We start from the raw sequence: 18,164 nt of genomic DNA, 5'->3' as shown, positions 1-18,164 counted from the left end.
GTGCGCGGCGGAACGTGATCCCGCGCGCCGAAGTCCGGCGTCGGCAGCGCCTGCCGGTCGAGCTTCCCGTTGACGTTCACCGGGAACTTCTCCAGCCGGACGAACGCGGCGGGCACCATGTAGTCCGGCAGCGTCCGGCCGAGGAATTCCGCCAGGTCGCGGGTCTCGCCGACCACGTACGCGACCAGCCGCTTCACACCGCCGTCCGACCGCGCCAGCACAGCCGCCTGCTCGACGCCGGGGTGCTCGCCGAGCGCGGCTTCGATCTCGCTCGGCTCGACCCGGAAGCCGCGGATCTTGACCTGCTCGTCGGCCCGGCCGACGAATTCGAGCGCGCCGTCCTCGTTCCAGCGCACCAGGTCGCCGGTGCGGTACATCCGCTCCCCCGGCGGTCCGAACGGGTCCGCGACGAACCGCTCGGCGGTCAGCCCGGGCCGACTCAGATAGCCGCGGGCCAGTCCGGCACCGGCAATGTGCAGTTCGCCGGGCGCGCCGGGCGGGACGAGCCGGAGGTCGCCGTCGAGGACGTAAACCCGGGTGTGGTCGAGCGGTCCGCCGATCGGGACGACGTCCGGCACCTCGCCGGGCAGCGGGTGCACGGTCGCGAAGGTGGTGGTTTCGGTAGGGCCGTACACGTCCGCGACCAGCGTGTCCGGGCAGGCCGCCTGGACCCGGCGCAGCGCCGCGGCGGGGACGGCGTCGCCGCCGGTCCAGACTTCCCGCACGCCCGCGAAGACCTCCGGCGACTCCTGCGCGACCAGCCGGAACAGCCCGGTCGTCAGGAACGCGCCGGTCACGCCGTGCGTGGTGAGCGAGCGGCCGAGCGTCTCGACGTCCACGTCGCCCGGCGGGGCCAGCACGACGGTGCCGCCGTTGAGCAGCGGCACCCACAGCTCGTAGGTCGCGGCGTCGAAGGCCTGTTGCGAGTGCAGCAGAATCCGGTCGTGCCGGGCGAACCGCTGGTCGGCGGTGAGCGCCACGACGTCGCAATGCCGCGCCGCGACGCCCTTCGGCCGGCCGGTCGAACCGGACGTGTAGATGACGTACGCGAGCTGTTCGGGATCGACGTGGATGCCCGGCGGCGTGTCCGGGGCACTGCTCTCTCCGCTGAGGATGGTGCCGGAGTGGACTTCCTCGGCGGTCTTGCGCCACGCTTCGTCGGCGACCAGCACGCTCGCGTCGGCCTCGCTGAGGAGCAGCCGCAGCCGGTCGGCTGGAGCGCGCAGGTCGAGCGGCAGGTACGCGCCGCCGGCCTTGACGATCGCGAGTTCCGCGACGACGAGTTCGGGCGAACGGTCCATCAGGACGGCGACCCGGTCCTCCGCCCGCACCCCCGCCTCGATCAGCCGATGGGCCAGCCGGTTCGCGCGTGCCTCGAGTTCGCCGTAGGTGATCTGCTCGTGGTCGGTCACCAGGGCGACGGCGTCCGGGGTGCGGCGGGCCTGGGCCTCGAACAGCTCCGGCACGGCGGCGGACGGCACCGGACGGGCGGTCTCGTTCCGCTCGGCGAGCAGCTCCTTGGTCTCCGCGTCGGACAGCATCGGCACCCGGGACACCGGCTCGTGCGGGGCGGCGACCATGCCCCGGACCAGCGCTTCAAGGTGCGCTGCGAGCCGGGCCGGATCACCGATCCGCGCCGGGTCGTACGTGAGGACCATCGACAGCCGGCGTCCCGGGTAGGCGACGACGCCCAGCGGGTAGCTGGTCCGCTCGGCCGCGCGGACGTCCCGCAGCTCGGACACCTCGTCGATCGGATAGTTCTCGAACACGACAATGCTGTCGAAAAGGCTCCCGTCGCTGCCGCTCCACGCCTGCAACGTGGTGAGGCCGACGTGCCCAAACCGGCGCGATTCCGCTTGCGCCACTTGGAGATCGCGCAGCCAGTCCGCGACTCCTCGGGCACCGTCGAGCCGGACGCGCACCGGCAGGGTGTTGATGAAGATGCCGTGAATGTCGTCCGCGCCGGGCAGTTCCGCCGGGCGGCCGGACACTGTCGCGCCGAAGCACACCTCGGTTTCGCCGCTGTAGCGCGACAACAGCGCGGCCCACGCGCCCTGGACGACGGTGTTGACCGTCAACCGGTGCCGCCGCGCGAAGGCGTACACGGCGGCCGACGTCTCGTCGTCCAGCTCCACCGGGATCCGGCCGGTCGAACTCGCCGTGTGCGTACGGGCTGCGGGACGCTCGAGCGGCAGCGGCGTCGGCGTCACCCCGGCGAGTTCGACCCGCCAGTGCGCCTCGGCCCGCTCGTCGTCCTGCGCCGCGAGCCAGGCCGCGTAAGCGCCGAACGGCGGCCGGACGGGCGGTTCTTCCCCGCGCAGCAGCGCGACGACGTCGGACAGGATGCCGAAGACGCTCCAGCCGTCGAGCAGGACGTGATGGAACGTCCAGAGCACCCGCACCCGGGTGGCGGATTCCCGGGCGATGGCAAGCCGGGCCAGCGGTGCCTGGTCGAGGTCGAATCCCTCGGCCAGGTCCTCTTGGAGCAGCTGCTCCAACGCTTTCTCCGCGTCCACAGCGGACCAGTCCAGATAGGACACCGGAAGCCCGGCCGTGCGCTGGACGATCTGCAGGGGCCGGGGCACGCCGTCCCACACGATCCGGCTGCGCAGAATCGGGGTCCGCTCGACGATCCGCTGCCAGGCCTCGCCGAGCCGCCGGGGATCGGGCACATCGTCCACCGTGAACGAAACCTGCTCGAAGTAGACGCGGTCGCCGGGCTGGGCGAGGTCGTGGAACACCATCCCCGCTTGCATGGGCGTCAGCGGATAGATGTCCTCGACGGTTTGCCCTTGGACTATTGTGTCCACAGTGGACTGATCGAGCCCGGCCAGCGGGAAGTCCGACGGCGTCCGTCCGCCCGCGCCCGGCTCCGCGCAGTGCCGGACGATCTCGCGCAGCGCTTCCGCCATGGCAGCGGCCAGCCGGTCCACAGTGGACTTCTCGTGCACGCCCTCGGCGTAATGCCAGGCCAGCTCCAGCTCGCCGCCCTCGACCCGGCCGACGACCTCCAGCAGATGCGGCCGGACCGTATCGGGCGCGACGTCCAGCGCGAGTTCACGGTGCAGGGCAAAGCCGCCGGGCAGGTCGAACTGGCCCAGATAGTTGAAGCTCACCTGCGGCTCGATCACCGGTGCGGTGCCAGCGAGATACCGCAGCGCGCCGTAACCGATCCCCCGTCGCGGGACCGCGCGCAGCCGCTCCTTGACCGCTTTCAGCGCGTGGCCCCACCCGTCCGGGACGTCCAGCGCGACCGGGAACATGCTGGTGAACCAACCGACCGTCCGCGACAGATCGACGCCGTCGAACAGCTCCTCGCGGCCGTGGCCTTCGAGATCGATCACCGGCAGCTCGCCGGTCCAGTCCCCCAGCACCCGGCCGAGCGCGGTCAGCAGCACGTCGTTGACCTGCGTCCGGTACGCCTGCGGCACCTCACGCAGCAGCGCGCGCGTCTCGTCCGCGGTGAGCCGAGCCGTGACGACGCGGGCTCGGCCGAAGGTGTTTTCTCCCTTCCCGTCGACCGGCAGCGGCGTCGGGGCGGGCAGCTCCCACCAGTGCGCGAGTTCGTCGTCGAAACCGCCGGTCTGCGCGTGCTCGGCCAGCCGGGCGGCCCACTCGCGGAACGACGTCGTCCTCGGGCCCAGGTCGATCGGCTTCCCGCGCACGGCCTGCTGGTAGGCGCGGTCGAGGTCTTCGAGCAGCAGCCGCCACGACACGCCGTCGACCACCAGGTGAGGCGCGGACAGGTGCAGGATGCGCGGCTCGCCGGTCAGCGACCAGTTCAGCAGCGAATGGCCCTCGCTGACGGCGGTGTTGTACTGATGCCAAGCGTCGCGGTCGTGCACGAACCGCATCCGCAGCGCGTCGTGCCGCTCGGAGAGCGCGGCCAGTGCGGGGACCAGGGCGCTCAGCCGCACGTCGTCGGGGAGCCGGACGGCGATGGTCTGGTCGAACCGGTCCGCGCCCAGGCCGAAGAACCAGTGCTGGATCGGGGTCAGGACGACGTCGCCAATTTCCGGGCCGCGGGCCGGGACCGCCTCAGCCTCGCCGACCGTCGGCGCGAGCGCGGCGATGGTCTGGTGGCGGAACAGATCGGCGGTGGTCACGCTGAGCCCCGCGCGCCGGGCCTGCGCGCTGACCTGGATGCTCAGGATCGAATCGCCGCCGAGGGCGAAGAAGTTGTCCTCCACGCCGACGCGTTCGAGACCGAGCACATCGGCCCAGATCCCGGCGAGGACGGCCTCCCGTTCGGTGCGCGGCGCGACCGTCCGCTCGCTGGCCGCCCGCGGTTCCGGCAGGGCGCGCCGGTCGACCTTGCCGTTGACGGTGAGCGGCAGCTCGGCCAGCTCGACGAGCACCGACGGCACCATGTAGTCCGGCATCGTGCGGCCGACCGCGCGGCGGAGCGCTTCGGTGTCCACAGTGGAGTCTTCGGCCGGGACCACGTAGCCGACCAGCTGTTTGCGCCCGTCGGCCGCCCGAATCGTCACGAACGCCCGCGCCACCTCGGGTTCGGCGGCCAGCGCGCGTTCGATCTCGGCCGGTTCGACCCGGAACCCGCGGATCTTGACCTGATCGTCCACCCGGCCGAGGAATTCGAGCGTCCCGTCGGTGCGCCACCGGCCCCGGTCGCCGGTCCGGTACATCCGCCCGCCGGCGCTGAACGGGCAGGCGGCGAACCGGTCCGCGGTCAGGCCGGGCTGGCCGAAGTACCCGCGCGCGAGCCCGGCCCCGGCGATGCAGATCTCGCCGGCCGCGCCGCGCGGCAGCAGGCGGAACCGGTCGTCGACCACGTACACCCGGACGTCCCGCAGCGGGGTGCCGATCGGGACGACGTCGGGTGCGTCGGCGGTCATCCGGAACGAGGTGGCGAAGGTGGTGGTCTCGGTCGGGCCGTAACCGTCCACGACGGCGATCCCCTGGTCGAGGACCCGGCGGACGGCGGCGGGCGGCACGACGTCGCCGCCGGTCCAGACCTCGCGCAGCCCGGCGAAGCACTCCGGCGTCTCCTCGGCGAAGAGCCGGAAGAGCCCGGCGGTCAGCCACAGCGCGGTGATCTGGTGCTCCGCGATCAGCCCGTGGAGCACGTCAGCGTCCAGGTCTCCGGGCGGCGCGACCACGACGGTGCCGCCGTTGAGCAGCGGCACCCACAGTTCGTAGGTGGACGCGTCGAAGGCCAGCGGGGAATGCAGCAGCACGCGGTCGTGGCGCGCGAAGCGCGGGTCGGTTGCGAGCGCGGTGACGTCCGCGTGCCGCACCGCCACGCCCTTCGGAACCCCTGTGGACCCGGACGTGTACTCGACGTACGCCAGGTTTTCTGGGCTCAGCGTCGTTTCCGGTGCGCTGGAGGGCTCGTCGACGTCCGTCACGACCAGTGACAGTCCCTGGTGGACGGTGGCGGCGGTGTCGTGCCAGGTGTCGTCGGTCAGCACCAGTGACACGCCGTCGAGGACCCGCCGGAGCCGGTCGGCCGGGGCGCGCAGGTCGAGCGGCAGGTACGCCGCGCCTGCCTTGAGGATCGCCAGCACGGCCACGACGAGATCGGCCGAGCGGTCCATCAGCACGCCGACCCGCTCTTCCGGCTGGACACCCCTGCGGCGGAGGTGTCGCGCGAGCCGGTTCGCCCGGTCCTGCAGCTCGCCGTAGCTCAGCCGGACGTCGCCGCACACCACCGCGGTGCGGTCCCGGCGACGGTCGGCGCACCGGTCGAAGAGGTCCGGCACCGTTTCGGCAGGAGTGTCCGAGATCGGGCAGTCCTCTGCGGAGCGCAGGGGAAGGTCGCCCAGCGGCCGCGCCGGATCGGCGGCGATCCCGGTGAGCAAGACTTCCAAGCTCCGCGCGAGGCCTTCGACGGTGGCGGCGTCGAAGAGCGCGGTGGCGTACTCGACGGTGATGCGCAGACCGTCCGGACGCGGCCAGAACTCCACCACGAGGTCGAACCGCGCCGACGGCCGGGGCAGCGCGTACTCGCTCACCGCCAGCCCGGCGACCGTGCGCTCCGCCACCAACGGACGCTGCAGGACGACCACCGCCTGCACCAACGGCGTCCGCGACGGGTCGCGTTCGGGCTGGACCTCCTCCACCACGCGATCGAACGGGACGTCCCCGTGCGCGAACGCGGCCAGCGCGGTTTCGCGGAACTCCGCCAGGAAACGGTCGAACGGCCGCGCACCATCCACAGTGGACCGAAGCACGAGGGTGTTGACGAAGAATCCGGTCAGCGGCTCCAGTTCGGCCCGATCGCGTCCGGACACCGCCGTGCCGACCGCGACGTCCCGCTGCCCGCTGTAAGCGGCCAGGACGACCTGCACGGCCGCGGTCAGGGTCATGAACAACGTGGCGCCCTGTGCGCGGCCCGCTTCCGCGACGCGGTGCACCAGGTCGGCAGGCAGGTCGTGCCGGTGCACCGCGCCTTCGGTGGTGCGCTGCGGCGGCCGGGGACGGTCGGTCGGCAGGGCGAGCGGTTCGAGCCCGTCGAGCGCTTCGCGCCAGTACGCGAGCTGGTCCAGCCGTTCGGACGCCAGGCGCCACTGGGTGTAGTCCTGATAACCGAGCGGCAGCGGGGGCAGCGTCGCGCCGGAGTACAAGGCGAAAAGCTCGTCGGTGAGCACGGCGATCGACCGGCCGTCAGTGACGATGTGGTGCTGGCACAGGAGAAGCAGGTGCTCGTCCGGCGCGAGCGGGAACAGCACGGCCCGGGTCAGCGGTCCGGTCCGCAGGTCGAACGGTTCGCTCAGCTCGGCCTTCAGCACGTCGTCGTCCGGGGCCTGCTCCGCGATGCGCAGCGGGATCTCTCCGGTCGGCGCGATCCGCTGCGTCCCTTCTCCGAACGTCGTGCGCAGCGATTCGTGCCGGGCGCAGAGCGCGGCCAGCGCAGTGCGCAGAGCAGAGAGATCCAGCGGGCCGGACAGGCGGATCCCGACGCCGGTGTTGTATTCGGTGCTTCCGCCGGTCAGCTCGTCGAGGAACCACAATCGCCGCTGGGCCGGGGAAAGCGGCAGCACCTCCCGGGCCGGCGCGACCGGGATCGCCTGCTCGGTCCGCGGACGGTTCTCGAGGAGCTGCGCGAGATCCGCCACGCTGGGCGCGTCGAACAGCGCCCGCGCCGAGAGGTCCGCGCCGAACGTCCGGCGCAATCGGGACAACGCCTGCACCGCCAGGATCGAATCGCCGCCCAGCGCGAAGAAATCGTCGTCCGTCCCGATCCGGTCCAGGCCCAGCACTTCGGCCAGGATTTCGGCGACGGCGCGTTCGGTGTCCGTTCTCGGCTCGCTGCGGTCCGCCGGTCCGGCCGAGGGCGCGGGCAGCGCGTTCCGGTCGACCTTTCCGTTGGCGCTCAAGGGAAGCTCGTCCAGCACGACCACTGTGGACGGAACCAGGTAGCTCGGCAATACCGCCGCCGCAACGGCTTTCAAGTCCTTCTGCGGCGCGCCGGGCGCCAGCACGACGTAGGCCACCAGCCGTTTGCCGCGAACGCCGTCCTCCCGCGCGACGACCACGGCTTCCGCGACCGTGTTATCGGCAGCCAGCACGGCCTCGATCTCGCCGAGTTCCACCCGGAAACCGCGGATCTTGACCTGGTCGTCGGCGCGGCCGAGGAAGTCCAGCTCGCCCTGGTCGTTCCAGCGGACGAGGTCGCCGGTGCGGTACATCCGCTCGCCGGGCACGGCGGGATCGGCGATGAACCGCTCCGCCGTCGCACCGGGACGCGCCCAATAGCCGCGCGCCAGCCCGGCTCCGGCCAGGTACAGCTCGCCGGACGCGGCCGGGTTCAGGTCGTCGTCCAGGACATACGCGCGCACGTCGTCCAGCGGGCGGCCGATCGGCACCGCCGTGACGTCCGCCGACTGGACCGCGTGGGCCGTCGCGAAGGTGGTGGTCTCGGTCGGGCCGTAGCCGTCGACCACGGTGACGCCGGGGCAGGCGCGCAGCACCCGCCGCACCGCCCCGGCCGGGACGACGTCGCCACCGGTCCAGACCTCTCGCACGCCCTGGAAGCAGTCCGGCGCCTCCTGCGCGACGACCCGGAACAGGCCCGCCGTCAGCCAGATCGCGCCCACGTCAAACCGCGAAAGGACCTCGCGCAGGCTCTCCACGTCGAGGTCGCCCGGCGGCGCGACCACGACCGTGCCGCCGGTGAGCAGCGGCACCCACATTTCGTAGGTGGAAGCGTCGAAGGCGGCCGGCGAGTGCAGCAGCACGCGCCGATGCGCGTCCCCGGCGAACCTCCGGTCCGCCGCGAGCGCCGCCACGTCCCCGTGCCGGACCGCGACCCCCTTGGGCGTCCCGGTCGAACCCGACGTGTGCATCAGGTACGCCAGGTTGTCCGGATGCACTGCCGCCGAGGGGAATTCCGCCGACGGCAGCGGCTGTCCGAGCGCGACGATCTGTCCACTGTGGATCTCCGTGGCACGCGCCGGATCGTCGGTCAGCAGCACCGAAACCCCGGCCTCGACCAGCAGCGTCCGCAACCGGCTGTCCGGCGCGCGCCGGTCGAGCGGCACGTACGCGCCCCCGGCGGCGACGACCGCCAGCTCCGCGACCACCAGCCCGGCCGACCGTTCCGCCAGTATCCCGACCCGGTCCTCCGCGCGCAGCCCCAGCCGCCCGAGGTACGCGGCGAGCCGGCCCGCCTCCCCGGCCAGTTCGGCGTACGTCAGGGTCTTCGCGCCGTCCACGGCCAGCGCGTCCGGGGCCGAGCGCACCTGCGCGGCGAACAGCTCCGGCAGGCCGGCGGGTCGCGGCGCGGCGTCCGTTCCGGCCGGAATGTCTTGGGCGGTCATCGTTTTCGCCACCTTCCGGGCACACCAAGGGATCCCGCCGAGCGGGAACGAGGGGTTGTCACAGGCGGCGGCTCAGCACCGCCGCGCGAGCCGTCCGCCGATCTCGACCGCGACCGCCGCGCCGGGCTCGCCGCGGAACCGGCCGCAGGGCGTGGCGCGGCCGGTCGCCGGATCTCGGACGGTGAAGGCGCCGCCGGCGTACCGGACCAGCTCGGGGAAGACGTCGCCGTCCACGTCGAGACACGCGCCGCCGGCGCCGTCCGGCCGGACCGTGTACTCGAGGGAGCCGTTGCGGTAACTGCCGAAATCGCCGTCCGGCATGGGAACCGCGACGGAATCCGCAGTGAGCGAGCGCTGGCGTGGCAGGTCGAATTCCGGCAGCTCGCCGACCAGGTCGTGCCAGAGGTCGGTGCCCCCGGCCCCGTTGGCGGTCAGCGCGAGCACGCACGCGCCGGACTGGTCGATCCGCAGGTGGCAGGAGGCGCCGTCGGCCGTGCCGTCGTGCCCGAGCCAGCGGGAATCCTCGTCGCCGAAACAGGCCAGCCCGAGCCCCCAGCCGTCGGCGAGGCCGAACGGTTCCGCACTCGGCACCGGCCGGTGCAGATCGCTCGCGGTCACGACGTCGAGCAGCCCCGGTTTGCCGAGGTGGACCCGCCCCAGCGCGACGAGGTCGCGGGCGCTCAGCGCGAGCGCGCCCGCCGGGTCCAGCATCGGCGGCAGCAGCTGTTCGAGCGGGCGCTCGCCGTCGCGGGCATGCCCGGTCGCGACGCCAGGACTGTCCACGTAGACCGGCTCGATCTCCAAGGGCCGCAACAGGATCGACTCGACCGCCTCGCGCCAGCCCATCCCGGTGACCTCCTCGATCAGCGAGCCGGCCAGCGCGTACCCGAGATTGGAATAGGAAAACGCGGTCCCCGGCTCGCACACGAACTCCGCGGACCGCACCTCTTTCCGGCAAGAGCCCGCCGCGTCGGCCGGATCCGACGGCAGCCCGCTGGTGTGGCTCAGCAGCCGCCGCAGGGTCAGCGCGCCGGGAATCCGGGCGTCGCCCAGGATCTCGCCGGCCGGCTGGTCCAGCTCGAGATCGCCGTCGGCGACGAGCATCATCGCCAGCGTCGCGGTCGCGACCTTGGTGACCGAGCCGATCGGCACCCGCGTGTCCGCGCGCATCGCCCGGCCGCGGCCCGCCCAACCGGTCTGGACCATTGCCGTTTCGCCGCCGGACCAGACCGCGACCTGCGCCCCCGGCACCCGATGCCGGACGGCCAGCCGCGAAAGCGCTTCGGCCAGCCGGTCCGCGCCCACGACGCCAGGGACCGGGCGCCGTCTCGGGGCTTCTGGTCTTTCTTTCCGGGAGTGCATGACCATGCCTTTCGAATACTCGTCGGAACCGCGCGGGGAATTGCCCCCGCCCGCACGGCGCTGGCCCCAGCAGAGCGCGGACGCCATCGAGTCCAGGCCCGCGCCGGAATCCATACCCTGCCTAGATCGCTTGCGCTCCAGCAACCGCCAAACGAAGGACTCCGGCATATACCCGATCGCACCCAGCGTCACACATTGCCGCGACCATTCTAAAATATGAACAACCGGCTCACACCTCGGGGCGACTCGCGGATAACCGAACCGGATCTTGCGCATTCGGCGGACCGCCCGCCCGCGCACCGCACCGATTACCGCTGCGCCGACCAGCGTAAACCGCCCTTTCCCGAGCCCGCCGGATCCGCGCGCACGACTGAAGAAGTGGCGCCAACGGAGGTCGGCATTGGCCCGAACGCAGCAACTTCGCGGCCGCGCCCCGCATTCCGTTAAAGGATCACCTTCCGGATCGGGCGAAAACGTCCCCGGACTGCTGGCGCGACAAGTCGATCTCGCGGAATCCCGCGAGTCGTCCCGTTAAACCTCACCCGATCACCGGAAGATTCCGCCGGATCCGGAAGCGGAATTCGTTCCTCCCGGATCGCCGTGCGAATGCCCGGCGGCGAAACCGCCCGGCGTTCCCGCCCCGATCCGGTTTCTTACCGCCGGGTAACCGGCCGTCGCCGCATCGCGGTCCCGCCCGGGCTTCCTCCGTCGATTCCGTCACAGGCACCTCCGAACGCACAGTCGCACCCGCCCGCCGAAACGTTGCAGGCCCTCCGCGACCAATAGCCGAACAGCGGAACGGGCTTCTCGCCCCGAACTCCGGAAATGCCCACTGTCGGCAAACTGCCAATAACAGGTCAATTCGGCGTCCGTCAGCCGAACCTGCCGTTAAAGGAGACTGTCCGTCCGGTTGCCCGCGAATTGACGGCCTTGTCGCGGCCGGACCGAATACGTCCACTGCGGACATTCGGAACCGACACGCGTCACTCGACGTCCCTGTCCGCGCGCATCGCGGAAAGCAGCACCGGCAATGCGACCGCCAGCGCGATCCCCCGCACCGCACCGGCGACCGGATACGCGGCCCGGATACCGAATCCGTCCGCGACGAGTCCGCCCGCCAGCGATCCCAGCGGCATCAATCCCCAGCCCAGCATCCGGTAAACGCTGTGCACCCGCCCGCGCAAATCCGCCGGCACCACAAGCTGTCGCAAGCTGACCGTGACCACGCTCCAGACTGTCGTGGCGAATCCGTTAATCCCCAGCAGCACCCCGAGAACGACCGCATTCGGACTGAGCCCGATCAAGCCGAAGATCACGACATTGGCGATCAACGCACTCGCCAACGCCGGAACCGCGCCGATTCTCGCCACGATCCGCGCGTTGACCATCCCGCCGAGCACGCTCCCGGCCGCCGCCCCGGCAAGCAGCACCCCGCACCCGCGCCCGCCGACGTGCAGGGTCTGCGTCGCGAGCAGCACGACCGTGACGTTCCCGAGCTGATAGCAAAACGTGTTCACCGCCAGCAGCGCGGCCAGCGTCCGCAACAGCCGATGCCGCCCGAGCCAGCGCACCCCCTCCGCCACCGCGACCCGGATCGGCGGCTGCACGGTCCGCGGCAACGGACGACGCGGCAAAGTCGCCAGCAATACGGCGGACACCGCGAACGAGGCCGCGTCCACCCCGAACGGCACCGCCGCCGCCACCGCGAACAGCACACTGCCGATCGGCGGCCCGATGAACAACTGCCCGGCGTTGGCGATCGCATACTGACTGCCGTTCGCCCGATGCAACTGCGCTTCGGAGACAAGATCCGGCAAGACCGCGAGCGACGCACTGGAGAACACGACCTCGCACGCGCTGAGCCCGAACCCCATGACCGCGAGCCCCGCGATGTCGATCCGCCCGAGCCAGATCAGCACCGCGACCGCCCCGACGATCGCCGCCTGAACGACCTGCGACCGCCACAGCAACCCGACCCGCTCGCACCGGTCCACCACGGCGCCCGCCGGCAACGAGAGCAGGAGCCAGGGCAGATAGGTCGCCGCGGAGACGACCGAGACCAGCACCGGATCGCGCGTGAGCGTGACAGTGAGCAGCGGAACGGCCGCCGAGAAGACCCCGTCGCCGACGTTGTCCACCGCCGAAGCCCACCACAGCCGCCAATACGCGGCCGGGAGCTTGGAGTCGCGTTTCATCATAACGGGGACAGTGCCGGAGTCGAACATGTGTTCGCCACCATGTAGCATGGAGCTACAAAGAGCGAGGCGCAACTGAACGCTTCCGTTGGCCAGTCGGGGTGGCGACTGGCCAACTGCTGCCGCCAGCCGGAAGCCTCCGGCTCGGAGGCCAGGTATTGCCGTCGACGATCCTGGAAACGCGACCACCGGCGATCAGACGCCGATAACCTCGACACGGTGAAGGTTTCGCACGGTATCGTGCTGCTCGGCTGCGCGGCCTTGGTCGCATCCTTCTGGTTCGCAACCTCGGACGCGGGCGACGCCGAGACAGACCGGCAGTCAGCCACACTCGCCGACGCGATCAGCTATCCGCGCCAAGCGGACGCTGCCGGATTCGCCCGCGCCGCACTCGCCACGCCGCTGGGGCACAGCAACGGCTTCGGCGTCCTGGAGGCCACGGATCTGCCCCACGACGGCCCCCGGGATCCGATGGCCCGGCTGGTCTGGCGGATCCATCACGAGGCGCCGAACACGGGCTGGAACCTCGGCGCGGAGACCTTCGACGCCTGCTACCGCGTCGAGTTCGACTACTACGGGACGTCGTCGGGACCCTCGCGGATCACCTGCCCGGCGAACGCCGCCGCGATCACCCCACCGCCGTTGCCGAGGCGGGACATCCCGCCCGGGTTCGCCCCGGCGCTCGAGGCCGTCCTCAAGCACCTGCCAGCCACAGTCGGCCCGCCCGAGGTCCGCGCGGCGCTGACCTCCGGGATGCCCGCGCCCCCAGTGGATCCCCAGACCCACCTGGCCGGAATCCCGCCGGAGGTCTTCGTCCAGGTCCACGGATCCGACGTCGGCGTGGCCCTGTTCGCCCGGACAGGCGCCGGGACCACGGACTGCATGCTGGGCCACCGGGTCGGCGGCAAGGTGCGAGTGTGGTCGCTCAGCGCCCGGGATCAGCGGATGGAGCTTCCGTGCAGCGCCGAAGCCGCTCTGTCCGCTCCCTAGCGGGCACCGAGCAATGAAGGCGTGCGGATATCGCTTGCCGCAAGATCCAAGGCGCCGCACACTGACCCGCCGTTGTCCGACCCGAGAACAGGTGGTTCATGACCGACGTGATCATCGCCGGATGCGGCCCCGCCGGCGCGGTGCTCGCCGCCGAGCTGAGGCTGCACGGCGTGCGGGTCCTGGTGCTGGAGAGGGAAACCGAGCCCATTCCGCTCGCGCGCATCGTCAGTCTGCATATCCGGACTCTCGAGCTGCTCGCGATGCGCGGGCTGGCCGAGCGCGTCCTCGAACGCGGACGGCGGCGTCCGGTCGGCGGTGTCTTCGCCGGGATCGCCAAACCCGCGCCCGCGGGCCTCGATTCGGCTTATCTGCTGGGCATCCCGCAGCCAGTCGTCGTCGGCCTGCTGGAGGACCACGCGACCGAACTGGGCGCGGAAGTCCGGCACGGCCGCGCGTTAGCCGGGTTCGAGCAAGACGACAGCGGCGTGACCGTCGAGCTGACCGACGGCGAGCGGCTGCGCGCGCAGTACCTCGTCGGCTGCGATGGCGCGCGCAGCACGGTGCGCAAACTGCTCGGCGTCGGCTTCCCCGGCGAGCCGTCGCGGAACGAGACGTTGATGGGCGAGATGGCGGTCGGTGCGTCGCAGGAAGAAATCGCCGCCAAGGTCGCGAAGATTCGCGAGACGGACAAACGGTTCATGCTCAGCCCGGTCGGCGAAGGCAGCTACCGCGTCGTGGTCCCGGCGGCGGGGGTCAGCGCTGAGCCGCCCGTGCTCGAGGACTTCAAGGACCGGCTGCGCGCCATCGCCGGAACCGATTTCGGTGTGCACTCCCCGCGCTGGCTGTCCCGCTTCGGCGACGCGACGCGGTTGGCCGAGCAGTACCGGGTCGGCCGCGTGCTGCTGGCCGGCGACGCCGCGCACATCCACCCGCCCACCGGCGGCCAGGGGCTCAACCTCGGCGTGCAGGACGCGTTCAACCTCGGCTGGAAGCTGGCCGCGCAGATCCGTGGCTGGGCTCCGGATTCCCTGCTGGACACTTACGAGACCGAACGCCGCCCAGTCGCCGCGGACGTCCTCGACAACACTCGCGCGCAGGTGGAGCTGACGTCCGCCGTCCGGAAGCTGCTCGCCGAACTGATGGACATCGACGAGGTGAACCGCCGCCTGATCGGGAAAATCACCGCGATCGACCTCCGCTACGACCTCGGCGAAGGGCCCGCCCTGCTGGGCAGCCGCCTGCCCGACCTCGACCTGGAGCAGGGCCGCCTCTTCGACCGGCTGCGTCAGGGCCGCGGACTGGTGCTCGACCGGACCGGACAGCTGAGCTCCGAAGGCTGGACGGACCGGGTCGACCTGATCGCGGATTCCACTGTGGCGCTGGAGCATCCGGCTGTCCTGCTGCGACCGGACGGATACGTCGCCTGGATCGGCGAAGACCAGCGGGACCTCGAACGCCATCTCGCCCGCTGGTTCGGCGAACCCCGATAATCGCGAACGTGGCGCTGACCCTGGAACTGAGCACCGGCGACCTGGCCGACACCAGGTTCGCCGTTTCGCCGCTGTCCGAAACCGTCTCCGGGCTGCAAACGCTGGGCGGCTGCTGGGGCCCGGGCCGCACGCCTTGGGCGCGCTGGGCCGAGGCCGAACTCGCCGCCCGTCCGCTGGACCTGTCCTGGACGTGGCCGCTGCTCGTCACCGGCCGGACCAGCTGGCCCCAGTTCCTGCTGCCCGCCCCGGCGCGGGCGGCGAGCACGATCGACGAGGCGCTGGACGCGATGCGCCGGACCACCGCGAGCCAGGTCCGGCGCAGCCTGCGCGGAGTCTTCGGCGAAGACCTGCCCGCCCCGGCCCGGGCGCTCGCGGCCGACCCCGCGTCCGGGCTCCGCGCCGTCGCCGCCGAACTGCGCCAGGCGCACGACCGGCTGATCGCGCCGCACTGGGCCCGGCTGCGCGCCGTGCTCGACGCCGACATCGCCTACCGCGCCCGGCGATGGGCCGACGGCGGCGCGAGCCGGCTGTTCTCCGGCCTGCACGCCGAACTGAACTGGCGCGACGGACGGCTCACCCTCGACGGCGACCACCGCCCCTCGCCCGGCCGCCCCGCCGGCGGGCTGGTGCTGTCGCCCGTCGTGCTCGGCCCGCCGTGGGTCATGATCAAACTGCACACCACCACCCAGACCACGATCCGCTACCCGGCCCGCGGCAGCGGTGCATTGTGGACAGCCGGACGCCGTTCCCCCGCCGCGCACGCGGTCCGCTTGCTGGGCCGACGCCGCGCCGAACTGCTGGAGACCCTGCGCTCCCCCGCCACGACGACCAGCCTCGCCCAGGCCCTGCGCGTGTCGCCGAGCGCGGTGTCCCAGCACCTCCGGGTCCTGCGGGACAGCGGACTGGTGACCGGCCGCCGATCCGGCCGCGCCGTCCTCTACCGCACCACCGAACAGGGACTGCGCCTGCTGACCGGCCCGGACGGCTCCGTTCCCTCGACCGGAGCACAAATGTGACAACTCCACTCCGGATGCCACAGTTCCGGAGTACGATCTCGCCGACCGCGACCGGCCTCGCGGAGAGGGGAAGCGGCGGGGATGAGCGACACCTGGCAGGTGCCCGGGTACACCGAGGTCGACGTGCTCGGCGTCGGCGGTTTCGGGCGCGTGGTGCTGGCCAAGCACCAGGAATCCGGCCGCATGGTGGCCATCAAGTACCTGCTCGCCGAGTACCTCGCCGACCCGGACATCGCGGCGAGCTTCCGCCGGGAGGCGTGGCTGCTGTCCGGCGTCCGGAGCCCGCATGTCGTGCGATTGTTCGACTTCGTCGAAACTCCGCAGGGTGCCGCGCTGGTGATGGAAGCCGTGCCCGGCGTGTCCCTGCGCGCGCTGCTGGCCACGGAAAACGTTCTCGCGCCCGAATCCGCGCTGGCCATCCTCAAGGGTTCGCTGCTCGGCCTCGCCGACGCGCACGCGGCCGGAGTCGTCCACCGGGACTACAAGCCGGGAAACGTCCTCGTGTCCCGGGAAGGCCAGTCCAAGCTGGTCGACTTCGGACTGGCCACTTTGGACGGACACAACGGACTGACCGCCGGTTCCCCGTCCTACATGGCTCCCGAGCAGTGGGCCGGGCAGCCCGGCCAGCCCGCCACCGACGTCTACGCCGCCACGTGTGTGTTCTATCAGTGCATCACCGGGCACCAGCCGTTCGAGGGCGCGACCACGAACGAACTGCGCTCGCTGCACCAGATGGCGCCCGTGCCGCTGGAGGCCGTGCCCGAGGAACTGCGTCCGCTGATCGCGCGCGGGATGGCGAAGAACCCGGCGTGGCGACCGTCCACAGCCGACGCCTTCGTGACCGAACTGGAAACGATCGCCCGCAAGGCCTACGGAAAGGACTGGGAGAAACGCGGCTGGAAGCGCCTGGCCGCCTCCGCCGCCGCGCTGACCGCGCTCACCCCGCTGGCCCTGCTGACCACCGCCGGCACCGCCGCCGCACCGATCGGCGCCGGCGCGGCCGCCGCCGGGGTGCCCGCCGCGGGCACCGGAGCCGGCGCGACCACGGTGATCGTCGGCAAGGTGATCGCCGTGCTGGTGGTCGTCGGCGCGCTGGTCACCGGCGGAATCCTCGTCTTCAACCGCCACGACGATCCACCGGCCCCGACCCCGCTCACCGTCGCGATGCAAACCGATTCCGGACGCGACCAAGCCCATCCGGTCGCCTACAATCTCCAGTACCCGCAGGCGTCCGGCGGCGTTCCGGCCGTCCGGAAACGCATTAATGACGCTCTGCGCGCCCCGATCGACAAACGGCTGAAGGCCATCCGCGACGCCGTCGCCAATCCGGACTGGCAGCAACAGTTCGCCGCTGCCGGAGAAACGCCCACCGCGCGGACGACCGCGCAGATCCTGCTGCAAACGCCGAGCCTGCTTTCCGTCCGCTACGACCACGATCTCGATTCGAATGTGCTGTCGCATACGACGTGGCGTTTCCCGGAAACCGTCACCGTCGACCTCGCCACCGGCAATCAGCTGGGCCCCAAGGACATGTTCCGCCCAGAAATCCTGACCGCCGCCGGAATGCGCACGCTGACCGCCCGCATCGAACCGCACACCAAGTACGGTTTCTGCCGGGTGGTCTCAGTCGGCGAACCAGGCCCGAAGACCACCATCGACGCGGCGGAACGGGACCCCGCCCGCGAGCACGTTCCCGGCGCGGCGATGGGCTTCACCAAAACCGGCGTCGAGTTCGAAATCCTTTGGTACGAACTGGGTTGCGACAACGCGTCCGGAAAAGAAACCGCGACCGTGCCGTACGCGGAGATCAGCGATCTGCTGCAACCGAAGTTCCTGGCAATGCTCGGCACCACCGCACCTTCCTCGTCACCGGCTCCCCCGTCGTCCTCGGCGGTTGGCACCACCTACACCAACCCCCGGTTCGGCTTCACCACCCGCGTGCCCCAGGGCTACGCCGCGGCCCCGTACAGCCCGGAAAACGGCGACGGAATGACGTTCACCAACCCGGAACTCGGCGCGACCCTGACCGTATGGGGCACCAATTCGGGCGGCCGAACCACCGCGGCAGCCCTGGCCGACGCAGCCGCCGAAGCCGAATCAGCGGGCGGACGGGTGACGTATCGCAAGGACGAAGGCGACCATTACTCGATTTCCGGCTATCAAAGCGACGGAAAGATCTTCTACGAGCGCGGCTACCCGGGAACCGGGTCGACCGCCTCGTTGCGCTGGGTTTACCCGCGCGAGCACAAGGCCGAACTCGACACTCCGGTGAGCACCACAGTGGACGCTTTCCGGCCGGGAGATCTCACCCAGCCGCACTGACGCCGG

General features: G+C 71.4%; 6 protein-coding genes and 1 pseudogene. 4 read left to right on the top strand and 3 right to left on the bottom strand.

Going from position 1 to position 18,164, the window contains the following annotated elements:
* Positions 1-5: 5 nt before the first annotated feature.
* The 3 genes and pseudogenes from RPX00_RS31970 to RPX00_RS31960 all read right to left on the bottom strand — a co-directional run.
* Positions 6-8,783: pseudogene (locus tag RPX00_RS31970) on the bottom strand (amino acid adenylation domain-containing protein); the annotation flags it as partial.
* A gap of 72 nt (positions 8,784-8,855) precedes the next feature.
* Positions 8,856-10,088: a serine hydrolase domain-containing protein gene (locus tag RPX00_RS31965; protein ID WP_406630942.1), complete on the bottom strand. Its 1,233-nt coding sequence runs from the start codon at positions 10,086-10,088 to the stop codon at positions 8,856-8,858.
* Between the two features lie 1,040 nt (positions 10,089-11,128).
* Positions 11,129-12,343 (bottom strand): MFS transporter, encoded by a 1,215-nt coding sequence (locus RPX00_RS31960; protein ID WP_406630941.1) that lies wholly within the window; start codon positions 12,341-12,343, stop codon positions 11,129-11,131.
* 216 nt (positions 12,344-12,559) lie between these two features.
* Here RPX00_RS31960 and RPX00_RS31955 point away from each other — a divergent pair, with 216 nt between their 5' ends.
* From RPX00_RS31955 to RPX00_RS31940, 4 genes are all read left to right on the top strand, one after another.
* Positions 12,560-13,330: a hypothetical protein gene (locus RPX00_RS31955; protein ID WP_406630940.1), complete on the top strand. Its 771-nt coding sequence runs from the start codon at positions 12,560-12,562 to the stop codon at positions 13,328-13,330.
* A 98-nt stretch (positions 13,331-13,428) separates the two neighbouring features.
* The gene (locus RPX00_RS31950) at positions 13,429-14,820 is read left to right on the top strand and encodes an FAD-dependent monooxygenase (RefSeq protein WP_406630939.1); all 1,392 of its coding nucleotides are present in this window, start codon (positions 13,429-13,431) and stop codon (positions 14,818-14,820) included.
* Between the two features lie 8 nt (positions 14,821-14,828).
* The gene (locus RPX00_RS31945; RefSeq protein ID WP_406630938.1) at positions 14,829-15,836 is read left to right on the top strand and encodes an ArsR/SmtB family transcription factor; all 1,008 of its coding nucleotides are present in this window, start codon (positions 14,829-14,831) and stop codon (positions 15,834-15,836) included.
* Between the two features lie 81 nt (positions 15,837-15,917).
* Entirely contained in the window at positions 15,918-18,158 is a 2,241-nt protein-coding gene (locus RPX00_RS31940; protein ID WP_406630937.1) for a serine/threonine-protein kinase, read from the top strand.
* Positions 18,159-18,164: the final 6 nt, after the last annotated feature.

Origin of the sequence: Amycolatopsis sp. WGS_07 (assembly GCF_045278895.1) — a bacterium.
Classification (GTDB): Bacteria; Actinomycetota; Actinomycetes; order Mycobacteriales; family Pseudonocardiaceae; genus Amycolatopsis.
This window is presented reverse-complemented; position numbering and strand designations above follow the sequence as displayed.